The following is a 14,756-nucleotide window of genomic DNA, read 5'->3' on the forward strand; positions in this document are numbered from 1 at the left end:
AAAATGTAAAATTTATTACAATGAACATAACGGGAATAGCAGATGTATTTGAAAAAAATGAAATAAGTAAGGTATATATAAATTTCTGTAATCCTTGGCCAAAAGAAAGACATAATAAAAGAAGATTAACACATACAAAATTATTAACAGAATACAAAAAGTTTTTAAAGCCAAATACTGAAATATGGTTTAAAACCGATGATACAGATCTTTTTAATGATTCACAAGAATATTTTAAGGAAAGTGGATTTAATATACAATACATAACATATGATCTTCATAACAGTGACTTTAAAGAGAATATAAAAACAGAATATGAAACGAAATTTCAATCTATGGGAATGAAGATAATGTTTTTAAAGGCTAAATTAATATAACATATTAATAATGAAATAGTTATATTATAAGATTTTTTTAAACTTAAGATAATAACAACGTATATTATAATAAAAGTATTTATACCAATAAAAATAATTTGTAAAAAAATTTAATACAAAAATTAAAATTAATGGTACAAATTTATTAAACAAATTTATTTTGGGTATAGATAAATAAATCTTTATTGGGGAACATAATAACATATCCTTAATTGGAGGTGTTATTATGATTGGTGGTAGCAATAATTTTGGTAAGGACATAGTGGCATTAGTAAAAGATGAAAATGATGCTGTAACTGGTTATAAACTAAATAATGGAGAAGTATTAACCAAAGAACAGGCAATAGAGAGAGCGGCAGAAGGGGAAATAAATGATGTTGTTATAGGCACAGCTAAAAACGGAGAGCAATATTTACATGGTATACCAGAAAGAACTGGTGGAATAGATCTTCAAAGTCTACCAAATATAAAAGAAAATTCCTTTAAATAAAATTTAGAACTTTTTAAAATAATATAAAAACAGGTATTTCTATAAACTAAGAAATACCTGTTTTTATATATAAATGCATAAATATGATTTAGTTTATGTTATTTAGCATTTTTAGCGGCTTCTAATATCTTATCAAAGTTAGGCTGATCTGTAACTTCAGGAACATATTCAACAAAAGTTACTTTATTGTTACTATCAATTACAAATATAGCTCTTGTTAATAAACCTAGTTCTTTTATATATGTGCCATAATTTTTACCAACTAATCTATCTTTAAAATCAGATAAAGTTATAACATTAGTTACTCCATTGGTTCCGCACCATCTAGCTTGGGCAAAAGGTAAATCCATTGATATAGTATAAATAGTTAAATTTGCAATCTCAGAAGCTTTTGAGTTAAAGGTTTTTGTTTCTAAATCACAAACTGGAGTATCTAAAGAAGGTACTACAGAAAGGATTCTTACTCCTTTAGTATCCTTTAAAGAAACTGGGTTCATATTATTGTCTATAGCAGTAAAGTCTGGTGCTGTATCTCCAACTTTTATCTCGTTTCCTTCTAGAGTCATAGTATTTCCCATGAATTTTATTTCCATTTATATCACCTCAAAATAATATATATTAAATAATAGTCAATATCTATAACAATATAATATCATAAAATTTTTTATATTGCAATAAATTTTTCAAGTTTTTAAAATAATCGGAAAACATTTATAGTATATTATAGATTTGCCAGCAAAAGAACTTAATGTTAATATAAATTTAATAAATAATGTAATTAATAGGTTGATTTGAGGACGTTTTTAGTATTATAAATTATATAAAATTAAGATAAAGATATGTTATAAATACAATGATAAAAAAATAATATTTAATTAAATTTAAAATTACACTAAAGAATTGGTGGATTTAATAGATAATTAAAGGAGGGACTATATAGTGAATTTAACAGGAAAAGTAGCAATAGTTACAGGTGGTTCTAGAGGTATTGGGAAAAGTATAGCTTTAGAACTTACAAGAGTTGGAGCTAATGTAATTATAAATTATAATAAAAATGAAGAAGATGCCATAAAAACTTTAAAGCTAATTAAAGATTTAGGGGGATATGGCTACATATACAAGGCAGATGTTTCAAATTATAATAGTTCAAAAGAATTAATGGAATTTGCAATAAGTAAATTTGGCAAGATAGATATTTTAGTTAACAATGCAGGTATAGCTAAGATAGGTTTGTTTATAGATATGGATGAAAATGATTGGAATAATATAGTTAATACAAATTTAAAAGGCGTATTCAATTGTAGTCACAATGTAGTTAAGTATATGTTTGATAAGGGAGAGGGAACTATTATAAATGTATCATCTATGTGGGGAAACGTAGGTGCATCTTGTGAAGTTATTTATTCAGCTTCAAAAGGAGGAATAAATGCTTTTACAAAGGCGCTGGCTAAAGAACTTGGTCCCAATAACATAAGGGTAAATGCTGTAGCCCCTGGAGTTATAAATACAGATATGAATAGTTGTATTTGTGAAGAAGATTTAGATAACCTTAAAAATGAAATTCCACTTATGAGATTAGGCGAAGGTGAAGAAGTAGGTAAGGTTGTAGCATTTTTAAGTAGTAAAGATTCTTCATATATAAATGGACAAATTATAACAATAGATGGAGCTATGTGTTAGTTAGAAATACATATGAAAAGGTTCTTAGGTTCAGGTGGAGTTGTATTATTAGAAATAGCTCTCTAACTGAGTATTATAAGAATTTATTAAAATTTATAGAAATGATTATATATAGTATAAGAATTCTAAATACTTAAAATTTAACAATTATGATATTCCTGAATTAAATATAATAAGGGCATATTGAAGATAGTGTAAAAATTATCAATTATAAAAAATAATTTAAGGTATGAGAGTGATAGATGTGCAAAATATTATAATATTAGATGATATGAGCTATATGCGATATAGAGTTAAAGAGCTTTTAGAAAAAAAAGATATAAGAGTTTATGAGGCTTCTACTTCTTTTGAATTTTTTAATAAGCTTTATGAAAAAAAAGATAACATAGATTTAATAATATTAGAAGTTGGCTTAATTAGAGAAGATGGATTTGAAGTTATAGAAAGAATAAGAGAGAGAAACATAGATATTCCTATAGTTATATTAACTAAGGTTAATACCAGGGATGCTTTTGCAAAGGTAATAAGAGAAGGGATTTCAGACTATATATTAAAGCCTTTCGATAATAGAATTTTATTAGATAGAATACTTAAGACTATAAAAGAAAGTAAATCTGATAAAGAAGAATTAAAAGAAAATAAAACTATAGAAATACATACTAATGAGGATTCTGTAAATGTTGTACAGAATAAAGAGGAGCTTATTAAGAAGAAGGAATCTATACATTTAGATGATAGGGAAAAAGAATTACCACAAGAATTTCAAATTTATTTCCTTGACGAGTTAAATATAGCTAAAAAAGATAATACAAAGATTTCTTCTATTGTATTTACTCTTATAAAAAATACAGATGAAGAAGAAAAAATAGATATAAAGGAAAGTTATATAACCCTTACAAATGTTTTTTATAAGGGAATAAAGGATATTTTTAAATCTCCAAATTTTATAACTAAACATGGTTTTTTAACCTTTGTAACTGTATTGCCAAATTGCAATGAGAAAAGTGTAGAAGAGATGAAAAAAAGAATAGAAGAAAAATATAATGTGCTTTCTTTAATATATCCTCAATTATCAGGATATCATGTGGAATATGGAAATGTAACATATCCAGAGGATGGAGATAATGCAGAAGAACTTTTGAATAAGCTTATGAATAAAATGAGAGAAAATATAAAATAATTTTTATATTTGATAATACCAATGAATTATGTGTAAACAAACAATAAGAAATAAACTTTAGGAAAATTATTTTCCTAAAGTTTATTTCTTAGAGAGTATAAATAAATTTATAAGCTGGTTTATATAAAAAATTATTTATTATCTTATTCGTCTTCCTGCATAAAAGCTCCATATAGAAGATATTTTTACTACGTCACCGCTTTTTGGAGAATGTATCATTTGGCCTCCACCTATATATATGCCTACATGGTGATCACTTGGGAATACCAAATCACCAGGTTGCAATTGATCACGTGAAACTGCAACTCCTTCATTAACTTGTCCATAAGTATCTCTGGCTAATTGTATACCAGCAGCATTTCTATACACATATTGTACAAATCCTGAACAATCAAATCCTTTTGGTGTAGTTCCACCCCAAACATAAGGAGTACCCTTAAACTGCATAGCATAAGATACTACATTTCCGTGTGTTGATGGTGCTACCTTTTTTTGGGCTTCTCTTTCAGCTTGTTGTCTTGCCGCTTCTCTTCTTTGAGCCCCTTCTCTTTCAGCTTGTTGTCTTGCTGCTTCTCTTCTTTGAGTCGCTTCTCTTTCAGCTTGTTGTCTTGCTGCTTCTCTTCTTTGAGCCGCTTCTTTTTCAGCCTGTTGTCTTTCTGCTTCTTTTCTTTGAGCTGCTTCTCTTTCAGTTTGTTGTTTTGCTGCTTCTTGTTTTTCAGTGTCTTGTTTTTTAACTTCATGTTTTACAGCTACTTGTTTTGAAGCTTCTTGATTTTCAGTTTGTTGTCTTTTAGTTTGTTGTTTTTGAATTGCTAATCTTTCTACTTCTCTTCTTTGAGAGGCTTGTTTTTCAGCTTTTTCTTCAGCTTCTTTTCTTTGTTGATCTTTTAAATTATTAGCCGCTATTTTTTGCTCGATTTCTTTGGATTCTGCACTAGCTAATCTTTTTTTGTTTTCTGGTTTAATGCGAACTACTTGGCTATCAGTATTTTTACCAACACCTTGGTTAGATTCCATAACTTTTTTTGATGTATCTGTTAAGTATTTGCTATATACGTAACCTGTAGTGTTATTGAATTTTATTTTGTACCAATCTCCAGAAGAGGATAATATCTCTACTTTACTTCCATAGCCTAAGGATGAAATTACACTACTATTTGTACCAGCATTTTTTCTTACATTTAAAGTAGAATATTTATCTAATAAATGTACAGTGCCAAATCTTTTATTGGTTACTGGAGGTTTAACACTAGTAGTTGAAGCTTTGGAAGTTGTTATATATTGGCCACTTACATAACCAATTTTTGAACCATATCTAACTTTATACCAAGAACCAGTTTTCTCTAGTATGTCAACAGAAGCTCCATTAGAAAGACTTCCTGATATGCTAGATGATAGGCTTGGGCCAGTTCTAAAGTTCAATGCAGAACTTGTATCAGATAGTTTTACAGTTCCTTTACCAGTTACAGTTACATTAGAGCTACTAGTAGGATTAGTTTTAGTACTAATGGTAGTTTTAGAGCTGTTGTTTGATGAAATATAATCTGAATTTACGTAACCAATTTTTGAACCATATTTAATCTTATACCATGATCCAGTTTTACCTAATATTGATACAGAAGATCCATGCTTAAGGGAACCTATTATACTGGCAGATAGACTTCCTGAATTTCTAACATTTAATGATGAATTTGTATTAGATAGTTTAACAAAACCTGGTTGTACAGTTTCATTGCTAGAAGAACCGGAATTGCCAGAAGGCCCACCATTATTGGAAGAACTACTAGTACCACCAGATAAATATTTAGAACTTACATAACCAATACCAGAGCTATATTTTATTTTAGACCAACCATTGCTTTCACTTATTATAGAAACAGTTTGGTTTTTTGAAACTCCACCTATGATAGACGAAGACAAAGATGGATTGTTTCTAACATTAAGGCTTGAACAAGAAACCTTAGATGTTTTTATGATATTATAGTTATTGTTATTATTGTTAGAGTTACTTGAATTACTACCTGGGTTGCCACCAACATAGATGTAGCCTTTTAAAAATAAGTTACCCCTATTTTTTATAGCTTGTTTAGATATGGTTTTTACATAACCATCATAATATCCTCTTTTCTCAACATTTCCTTCATTATAATAAATAGTGTCTCCTACAACTTTTTCTACAAAACCAACATGTCCAAATCCTTTTGGACCGCCACTCCATACTATTATAGAATTAGCTCTAGGTTGTGAATCATAGGAAAATATTCCATATTTTATATTAGAATACCACCAATCTATAGCATTACCATAGAATTGGCTTGGAAGTTTTGTACCTAATTTTTCTAAAACTCTTCCATAGGTAAACCAGGTACATTGTCCTTTATATCCACATTGAGTGAATATATTGTTGGAATTGTATGCACTACTACTTATATTAGGATTCATACTGCTAGCATCTACAATATTTTGAGAAAATAAGATGTTTTGGCCTAATAAGGCGGCGGACACAGCACAAGTAGCAAAAGCCTTTCTTGATTTGTTCAAAGAAAATCCTCCCTTCATATTTAATTTGTGTTTACTTATATTTATCGTTAATTTTCACAAATTTATTATAGTATATAAAGAAATAACATAAGATTTAAGATTAATATAACATATTATGGTAAAAAACTCAAAAAATATTTAATATATTATTAAATATTTTTAAATAAGGGAGATTGTTACTGGTATTTATTTCATAAATTCAATAGTGTATAATTATTGTAGATTAAAGCTTAATTATTATAAAAATTTTAAGGAGGCTCGTATGAATAGTAGTTGTTTTTCATTTCAAGGTAGAGAAAATGTAAAGATAAATGTATATAAATGGGAGCCGGAAAATAAAAAGCACATAAAAGGTGTTATACAGATAGCCCATGGCATGGCGGAAACTGCTAGTAGATATGAAAGGTTTGCTGCATATTTAAATGATAATGGATATATAGTGTATGCTAATGATCATAGAGGCCATGGTAAAAGTGCATTAAGCATAGATAGATTGGGGTATTTGGGAGAAGAAGATGGATTTATGTCTATGGTGGAGGATGTACACACATTAAATAGTAAAATAAAGTATGAGAATAAGGGATTGCCTGTATTTTTATTGGGACATAGTATGGGATCCTTTATAAGCCAAAGATATATACAACTATATGGAAAAGAACTTCAAGGAGTTATATTAGTAGGGACCAATGGTAATCAAGGCTCAATATTAAATCTAGCAATTTTAATATCTAAATTAGAAATGAGATTTAGAGGAAGAGAACATAAAAGTAATCTTTTAAACAACTTATCTTTTGGAGGGTTCAATAAAAGATTTAGACCTAATAGAACAGAATTTGATTGGTTGAGTAGAGATAATAAAGAAGTTGATAAATACATAGATAATAAATACTGTGGAACAGTTTTCCCTACATCATTTTTTCATGATTTTTTTAAAGGACTAAAATCTATATGGAAAGAGGAGAATAAAAGCAATATACCTAAAGATGTACCTATACTAATAGTGTCAGGAGATAAAGATCCTGTAGGAAACTTTGGTAAGGGCATATTGAATTTATATAATTTTTATAAAAATATAGACGTAGAAGATGTAAAGTATAAATTATATAAAGATGGTAGACATGAAATTTTAAATGAAATAAATAGAAAAGAAGTGTTTAAGGATTTGTTGGATTGGATTGAAGATAAATACAAGTTTTATAAAATAAATAAGGGATTATAAAAAAATAGAATAGATATTAAGGTTGTGGTGATTTTGTACAGTATTATGATCATAGAAGACGATAAAAAAATAGCTAATCTTATAAAAAATCATTTAGAAAAATACGGATATAATACATTTCTAATTAAAGATTTCTCAAATATAAAGGACGAGTTTCTAGAGAGTATGCCAGATCTTGTTTTAATGGATATAAATCTTCCTTTTTTTGATGGATTCTATTGGTGTAGCAATATAAGAGTTCATTCAAAAGTACCTATAATTTTTGTATCTGCTAGAGATTCAGACATGGATCAAGTTATGGCAATAGATAATGGGGGCGACGACTTTATAACAAAGCCTTTTTCATATGATGTATTATTGGCAAAGATAAAAAGTGTATTAAGAAGAGTATATGGGAGTTATTCGAAAGGTGACATAGATTTTGTAAGAATTGATGAGTTGATTTTATATACAAATAAGAATTCACTAGAGTTCAAAGGTAAAAAAGTTGAACTTAGCAAAAATGAATTTTCTCTTTTATTATGTCTTACAAAAAATATAAATAAAATTGTTTCAAGAGATGCTTTACTTGAAATTCTTTGGAGCGATACGAATTTTATTGATGATAACACTCTTTCTGTTAATGTTACAAGACTTAGAAAAAGACTAGAGGAAGTGGGTATTATTAATGCTATAGAAACAAAACGAGGACAAGGATATATGTTTATGAAGAATTGGTAAATTTAAAAGTGGGTGAGCAAGGTGAGATTTATAGATTTTCTAAAAGACAGGATAGCTTATATAATAGTGTATTTTGTAGGCATATCTTTATCTATTATAATAATGTATTTAACGTTATCCATAAAATTAATACAAGTTCCTATAGCAAACATATTGTATGCATATCTTATTGCTACAATAATATTTATTATATTTATCATATATGATTATTTAAAGGTAAAGGGCTTCTATAATGGTATTAATAAGGCTTTAAATTCAGAAGATATAATAGATGATATTGTAAGTGTAGGAAATGTTAAAACTATAGAACAAGAAGTTTTGGAAGATCTATTAATAAAGATACATAAGTCCTATAAAAATAGGGTTTATAAGTATGAAGATATTCAAAACCAGTATTCAAATTTTATAAACCAATGGGTACATCAGATGAAAACTCCTGTATCTGTAATTAATTTAATACTTCAGGAAGAAAACACATCTGAACTTAAGGAAGTTTTTGATAGTATTGATGAAGAAAATGAAAAAATATCACAGGGTCTTAATATTATGCTGTATAATGCAAGAATAAATGAATTTAACTATGATTTCAATGTAGATCATATAGATATATTAATAATTTTAAGAAAAGTTATAAATGACAATAAAAAATTGCTTATTAAGCATAAAATATTTCCACAAATAATAGGTGAAAGTGCTTTTGTTCAGACAGATAAAAAGTGGATTTACTTTGTTGTAAATCAAATTGTAATTAATGCAATAAAATATACTACTGTAACAGAAAAAAATAAAAAAATAATAAATTTTAATATAAAAAAACATTCACAAAAGATAATTGTAAGTATAGAAGACAATGGTATTGGTATACCAAAGGAAGATTTAGACCGAGTTTTTAATGCTTTTTTCACAGGGAAAAATGGTAGAAAAACATCAGAGTCCACAGGTATGGGAATGTATTTAGCTAAACGTATTTGCAGTGAACTTGGAAATGAATTATATGTTGAATCAGAACAGGGAAAAGGAACAACATTTTATATTGTTTTTTATAAAGGTAAAAATATATTTAAAATATAATCTTTCTAATTAAGTGATTGTCTTTTATTAAGAGTACAAAGAGAAGTTAAGAACATGTTTAAAATATAATCTTTCAAAATTGTAAGATTTATATTGTAAATGAAAGAGAAATCGATAGCACGATTTCTCTAATTTTTTTATAATAAAAGCATAGTAATTGAGAAAGATATGAGACGGAGGTTTTTAATATGTCAATTTTAAAAGTTGAAAATATAACTAAAATATATGGTGGAAAAAAAGGTGGAATGAAATTTAAAGCTCTAGATAAGTTTAGTTTAGAAATTGAAAAGGGAGAATTTGTTGGAGTAATGGGGCCATCTGGTAGTGGCAAGACTACATTATTAAATATAATGGCAACTATAGATACTCCTACATCAGGAGAATTATTTATAAATGGTACTAATCCTACAAAATTGGATGAGAAAAAAATAGCTATTTTTAGAAGAAAAGAGCTAGGATTTATATTTCAAGATTTTAATTTATTAGATTCTTTATCTGTTAAAGAAAATATAATATTACCACTTATACTAGAAAAGGCTCATGTACATGGAATAGAAAAAAAATTAGATGAAATTACAACTCTTTTAAATATAAAAGATATTTTAAATAAAAAACCATATGAAATTTCAGGAGGACAGCAGCAAAGGGCAGCTTGTGCCAGAGCGCTTATTCATAATCCTTCTATAATTTTGGCAGATGAGCCTACAGGAAACTTAGATTCAAAAGCTTCACAGGATGTTATGGAAACTTTGACAAATCTAAATAATGAGAAAAAGGCAACAATAATGATGGTTACACATGATCCTTTTTCTGCAAGTTTTTGCAAAAGAATAATTATGATAAAAGACGGAAAATACTTTTTAGAAATTGTGAATGGGGGAAATAGACAGGCATTTTTTAAAGAAATTATGGACTCTCTTTCATTATAGGAAGTAGATCAAATAATTATACATTATAGGAGGATTGAGATGACAATTAATAATATAGCTATTAAAAATATTAAAGGAAATCTAAATAAATACATTATGTATTATTTAAGTAATGTAATAGTTGTAACTATATTTTTTATGTTTGCTAATTTTATATATAATCCAGGGGTTGGTAGTGGGAATGTAGCTGATAAGATTATGAGTCAAACTGCCAGCAGGTTAATGTTTCTGTGTGAAATTGTAATTGTAATTTTCACGTTTGTATTTTCAACTTATTCCATATCTAACTTCTTGAAGTATAGAGAAAAAGAATTTGGACTTTTATCCATGTTTGGTTTAACTAAAGCACAAATAAGAAGATATGTTATGTTTGAAAATATAACAATTTCAATTGCTTCTATTATTACAGGATTATTATTTGGAATTCTGTTTTCAAAATTGTTTTTTATGGCTGTATCTTCAATATTAAATTTTAATTTGGAAATTCCATTTTTAATATCAAGTAAAGCTATAAAAGTAACGGCAATAAGCTTTTTAATACTTCTTAATGCAATTAGTTTCGTTACAAGTTTTAAAATAAAGAACAATAATATTGCACAACTATTAAAAGGGGAAAGAATACCTAAAACAATACCAAAATTTTCTAAAATAAAATCTATGCTTTCAATATTACTTATAATTTCTGGATATGTTGTAGGTGTATTATCTGGAACCGCTATTATAATTACAATGATACCTATACTTATAGTTGTAATAATAGGAACTAAATTACTATTTTCTCAATTTAGTGTGTATTTTACAAATAAGCTTCAACATAATAAAAAAGTTTATTATAAAGGTATAAATCTAATAACATTATCTCAAATTATATACAAATTAAAAGATAATGCTAAGGTATTATTTATAACTTCTATACTTAGTGGAATTACTTTAGCATCAGCTATATCAGTTTATTCTCTTCAAAAGGTAAGTCTATCTTCCATGGAACAAAATTGTCCTCAGGATATAGGAGTTATGGAACAAGGTGTGAATTCTCATAAAGTTATAGCTGATGGAAAAGTTGAAGAAATACTAGGAAAACATAAATTTGATATAAAATATAAAAATAAAGTAAATATAATAAAAGCAAAAAATAATAAGTTAATGAACCAAAATAATAAAAAACATAATTACGGCATGAGAGTTAACAAAGTTGACTTTAATATAATATCAGAAGATAGTTTTAATGAACTAGCAAAACAATATAATAAGAATCCTGTAAATATAAAAAATGGAGAAGCAGTAATATATGTATATGATTTTTCTGATGGTTTACTAAATCAAAAAACAGAGTATCCTTTTAAAAATGAGGAAAACTTAAAGTTAAATATTGAAGGCAAAATGAAAAATTTTAGTGTATCATATGGTGTAAAGGGTGGAATTATAAATACTGATGAGAAAAGTACCAATACTATAGTTATTAATAATGGTGATTTTAAGAGATTATGGAATGATGGTTCAGACAATAATAAATATAATTATTATGGATACAATATAAAGCATAATTTAAAAGCTGTTAATGCAGTAAAAGAGATAAAAAACTCAGTCAATAAAGGGCAAGAATCTTTCTTTAATGAAAGAGTAACAAGTGCAGCAGGGCTTATGCAAATGTTATCTGTAATCTTATTTATAGGAACTTTTATTGCAATGATATTCTTTATTGCAACAGGAAGTATATTATATTTTAAGATGTTTAATGAAGTTCAGAAAGATAAACAAGATTTTATAGGACTAAGAAAGATAGGCGTTACACAGGAGGAAATAAAAAAGATTGTCAGTATTCAAAGTTTTATAATGTTCTTTTTACCACTTATAGTAGCAACTCTTCATGCAGCATTTGCTGTTAAATCTATAGGCCTTTTGCATACAAAATATTTTATGCTCATTGGAGGAATATATTTAATTTTGCAAATCATATATTATTTATTTGCTAAATGGATGTATGTAAAGCAAATTAATAGTTGGAGTCTTTAAGAACATTACAATTAAAAAATAAGTTTATTATTGATTTTAATATAAATTTACTATATGAAGTTAATTATTAGAAAGTTATGATATAATTTGTATTAATAAATTATATTGAAAAGGTTGATTTGCATGGAGATCATAGGAGAAGTAAATATATCCGTTAGAAATCTTATAGAGTTTATATTGAGAAGCGGAGATATTGATATTGGATATTTAGGAGGAAGTAGAGCTCAAGAAGGAATAAAGGCACATAAAAAAATACAAAAAATGAGAATGGAAAGTTCTACTCCATTACTTATGATGAAATATGAAAAAGAAGTTTTATTAAAATATGCAGTAGAGTATAAAGATTTTTTATTTAATATAGAGGGAAGAGCTGATGGAATTATTATAGAAAATAATTCTGTTACCATAGAAGAAATAAAAACTACAACTAGAAGCTTAGATGAAATAGAAGATAATTTATTACATTGGGCTCAAGCTAAATGTTATGGATTTATTTATTCTAAAGAAAACAATATTAAAACAATAAATATAAAGTTAACTTATTATAACATTAGAAATGAAAATATAAAAAGTATAGATAAAAGTTTTGAATTTGATGAATTAAAAGAGTTTTTTTATGATGTTATACATAAATACTATGTGTTTATGAATTTTAATATTAAATTTAAAAAGAAAAGGAATAAACAGATTAAATCATTGGTCTTCCCATTTAAAGAATATAGAGAAGGACAAAGAAAATTAGCTGTATCTGTTTATAAAACTATAAGTGAAAATAAAAATATATTTATAGAAGCTCCAACAGGAATAGGTAAAACTATTTCTACTATATTTCCTAGTATAAAGGCTATAGGAGAAGAGAAAATAGATAAAATTTTTTACTTAACTGCAAAGAATACCACAAGAGATTTTGTATTAAGTAATTTTAAAAATATAATAGATAAGAATATTTCTTTTAAAGTTATTACTTTAATTTCTAAGGAGAAAATCTGTCTTAATGATGAGCTGAAATGTAATCCAGATAAATGTGAATTTGCCAAGGGACACTTTGATAGGATAAATGAATCTATATTAGATATTTTGAATAATGAAAATATTATAGATGAAGAGGTTATTAAAAAATATTCTTTAAGGCATAAGGTTTGCCCATTTGAATTTTCTTTAGACATAAGCTTATGGTGTGATGGAATAATTTGTGATTATAATTATGCATTTGATCCAAGGGTGTATTTAAGAAGATTTTTTTCAGAAGGAAAAGGAGATTTTGTATTACTAATAGATGAGGCTCATAATTTGTTGGATAGATCAAGAGAAATGTTTTCTTCTACTATATCAAAAGAGAGTGTTTTAAATGTAAGAAAGTCTATAAAAGATAAAAATAAGAGTTTATATAGAACTTTAGGCAAAATAAATAAAGAACTTTTGGATATAAAGAAATTATATGAAGTAGATAATTATTATATGAACAAAGAGAAACCAGAAAAATTACAGATATTATTAAGTAATTTTACATCAGAGATTGAGATTCTTATGATGAGAGGAAGTTTTCAAATGAATGATGAACTTCTAAATTTTTATTTTGAAGCTCTATACTTTTTAAAGATATGTGATATGTATGGGGAGAATTATATAACTTATGGGGAAGAGTATAATGGGGATTTTTTAATTAAGCTTTTTGCTATAGATACTTCAAAATTATTAAATGAAACTTTGAAAAAGTCAAAGTCTAGTATATTTTTTTCTGGAACGCTGTCTCCTACAAAATATTTTAGAGAAGTTTTAGGTGGAGAGAATGAAGATTATATTTTAAAATTAAATTCTCCATTTTCAATAGAAAATCATAGGATTTTGATAGGAAATAATATATCTACAAAATATAAAAATAGATGTAAAAGTTATGATGATATTTGTAATTATATAAATACAGTGTGCAAAATAAAAAAGGGAAATTACATGGTGTTTTTCCCATCTTATAAATATATGAATGAAGTATGTTTATTGTATAAGGAAAAGTATCCAGAAGAAAATATAATAGTTCAAAATTCTTCTATGGACGACAAAGAAAGAGAACAATTTATAAAGAAATTTGACAAAGAAAGAGAAAATACAATAGGATTTTGTGTATTAGGAGGTATTTTTTCTGAAGGTATAGATTTAACAGGTGATAAAATAATAGGAGCTATAATTGTGGGAGTTGGATTACCACAAATATGTGTGGAAAGAAATTTAATAAAAAATTATTATGATGACAAAGAGAAGTCTGGTTTTGAATATTCATATATTTATCCAGGGATGACTAAAGTTATGCAGGCTGGGGGAAGAGTAATTAGGACGGAGAAAGATAGGGGAATAATATTATTAATTGATGAAAGATTTAATAGTAATTCTTATAAAAAATTATTTCCTAAGCATTGGTTTCCTAATATTAATGTGAAAAACGAGAAAGACTTAGAGAAGATATTAAAAAATTTTTGGGATTAAAAATTCATTAGTGATATTTTTTATTAATAATAGCCTTTAAAGATATTATAATTAAAAA

Annotated in this window: 12 protein-coding genes; 10 read left to right on the forward strand and 2 right to left on the reverse strand. The window is 26.6% G+C overall.

Features of this window, described 5'->3' with window-relative positions:
- Together trmB and NGI68_RS16105 are read left to right on the forward strand one after the other, a co-directional pair.
- A partial coding sequence (gene trmB, locus NGI68_RS16100) for a tRNA (guanosine(46)-N7)-methyltransferase TrmB (protein WP_251862462.1) occupies positions 1–377 on the forward strand: 377 nt, incomplete at its 5' end.
- A gap of 226 nt (positions 378–603) precedes the next feature.
- The gene (locus NGI68_RS16105; protein WP_251862463.1) at positions 604–867 is read left to right on the forward strand and encodes a DUF3892 domain-containing protein; all 264 of its coding nucleotides are present in this window, start codon (positions 604–606) and stop codon (positions 865–867) included.
- A 98-nt stretch (positions 868–965) separates the two neighbouring features.
- Here the strand turns inward: NGI68_RS16105 and tpx are convergent, their stop codons facing one another.
- Positions 966–1,460, reverse strand: a complete 495-nt coding sequence (gene tpx / locus NGI68_RS16110; protein ID WP_251862464.1) for a thiol peroxidase — start codon at positions 1,458–1,460, stop codon at positions 966–968.
- Between the two features lie 343 nt (positions 1,461–1,803).
- On the opposite strand from tpx, the gene ymfI reads away from it, so the two are divergent.
- On the forward strand, positions 1,804–2,547 hold the full coding sequence (ymfI, locus tag NGI68_RS16115) for an elongation factor P 5-aminopentanone reductase (RefSeq protein WP_251862512.1): 744 nt from the start codon (positions 1,804–1,806) through the stop codon (positions 2,545–2,547).
- 244 nt (positions 2,548–2,791) lie between these two features.
- The gene (locus tag NGI68_RS16120) at positions 2,792–3,727 is read left to right on the forward strand and encodes a response regulator (RefSeq protein WP_251862465.1); all 936 of its coding nucleotides are present in this window, start codon (positions 2,792–2,794) and stop codon (positions 3,725–3,727) included.
- A gap of 138 nt (positions 3,728–3,865) precedes the next feature.
- Here the strand turns inward: NGI68_RS16120 and NGI68_RS16125 are convergent, their stop codons facing one another.
- Positions 3,866–6,268, reverse strand: a complete 2,403-nt coding sequence (locus tag NGI68_RS16125) for an SH3 domain-containing protein (protein WP_251862466.1) — start codon at positions 6,266–6,268, stop codon at positions 3,866–3,868.
- A gap of 262 nt (positions 6,269–6,530) precedes the next feature.
- On the opposite strand from NGI68_RS16125, the gene NGI68_RS16130 reads away from it, so the two are divergent.
- The 6 genes from NGI68_RS16130 (at position 6,531) to NGI68_RS16155 (ending at position 14,698) form a co-directional block, all read left to right on the forward strand.
- The gene (locus NGI68_RS16130; protein ID WP_251862467.1) at positions 6,531–7,487 is read left to right on the forward strand and encodes an alpha/beta hydrolase; all 957 of its coding nucleotides are present in this window, start codon (positions 6,531–6,533) and stop codon (positions 7,485–7,487) included.
- 45 nt (positions 7,488–7,532) lie between these two features.
- On the forward strand, positions 7,533–8,207 hold the full coding sequence (locus tag NGI68_RS16135) for a response regulator transcription factor (RefSeq protein WP_286010128.1): 675 nt from the start codon (positions 7,533–7,535) through the stop codon (positions 8,205–8,207).
- Positions 8,208–8,228: 21 nt separating this feature from the next.
- Positions 8,229–9,278, forward strand: a complete 1,050-nt coding sequence (locus tag NGI68_RS16140; RefSeq protein ID WP_251862469.1) for a sensor histidine kinase — start codon at positions 8,229–8,231, stop codon at positions 9,276–9,278.
- Positions 9,279–9,466: 188 nt separating this feature from the next.
- Positions 9,467–10,207 carry an ABC transporter ATP-binding protein gene (locus NGI68_RS16145; protein ID WP_251862470.1) on the forward strand — a complete coding sequence of 247 codons (741 nt, stop codon included), beginning with the start codon at positions 9,467–9,469 and terminating at the stop codon, positions 10,205–10,207.
- Positions 10,208–10,246: 39 nt separating this feature from the next.
- Positions 10,247–12,220, forward strand: coding sequence for an FtsX-like permease family protein (locus NGI68_RS16150; RefSeq protein WP_251862471.1), 1,974 nt, complete (start codon positions 10,247–10,249; stop codon positions 12,218–12,220).
- 123 nt (positions 12,221–12,343) lie between these two features.
- Entirely contained in the window at positions 12,344–14,698 is a 2,355-nt protein-coding gene (locus tag NGI68_RS16155; protein WP_251862472.1) for an ATP-dependent DNA helicase, read from the forward strand.
- The last annotated feature ends 58 nt before the right edge of the window (positions 14,699–14,756 follow it).

Origin of the sequence: Clostridium sp. Marseille-Q2269, from assembly GCF_943736985.1 — a bacterium.
Taxonomy (GTDB): Bacteria; Bacillota; Clostridia; order Clostridiales; family Clostridiaceae; genus Clostridium_F.

Coding starts and splice junctions, on each gene's coding strand:
- NGI68_RS16105 (WP_251862463.1), top strand. CDS start 604: ATGATTGGTGGTAGCAATAATTTTGGTAAGGACATAGTGGCATTAGTA.
- tpx (WP_251862464.1), bottom strand. CDS start 1,460: ATGGAAATAAAATTCATGGGAAATACTATGACTCTAGAAGGAAACGAG.
- NGI68_RS16130 (WP_251862467.1), top strand. CDS start 6,531: ATGAATAGTAGTTGTTTTTCATTTCAAGGTAGAGAAAATGTAAAGATA.
- NGI68_RS16135 (WP_286010128.1), top strand. CDS start 7,533: ATGATCATAGAAGACGATAAAAAAATAGCTAATCTTATAAAAAATCAT.
- NGI68_RS16145 (WP_251862470.1), top strand. CDS start 9,467: ATGTCAATTTTAAAAGTTGAAAATATAACTAAAATATATGGTGGAAAA.
- NGI68_RS16150 (WP_251862471.1), top strand. CDS start 10,247: ATGACAATTAATAATATAGCTATTAAAAATATTAAAGGAAATCTAAAT.
- NGI68_RS16155 (WP_251862472.1), top strand. CDS start 12,344: ATGGAGATCATAGGAGAAGTAAATATATCCGTTAGAAATCTTATAGAG.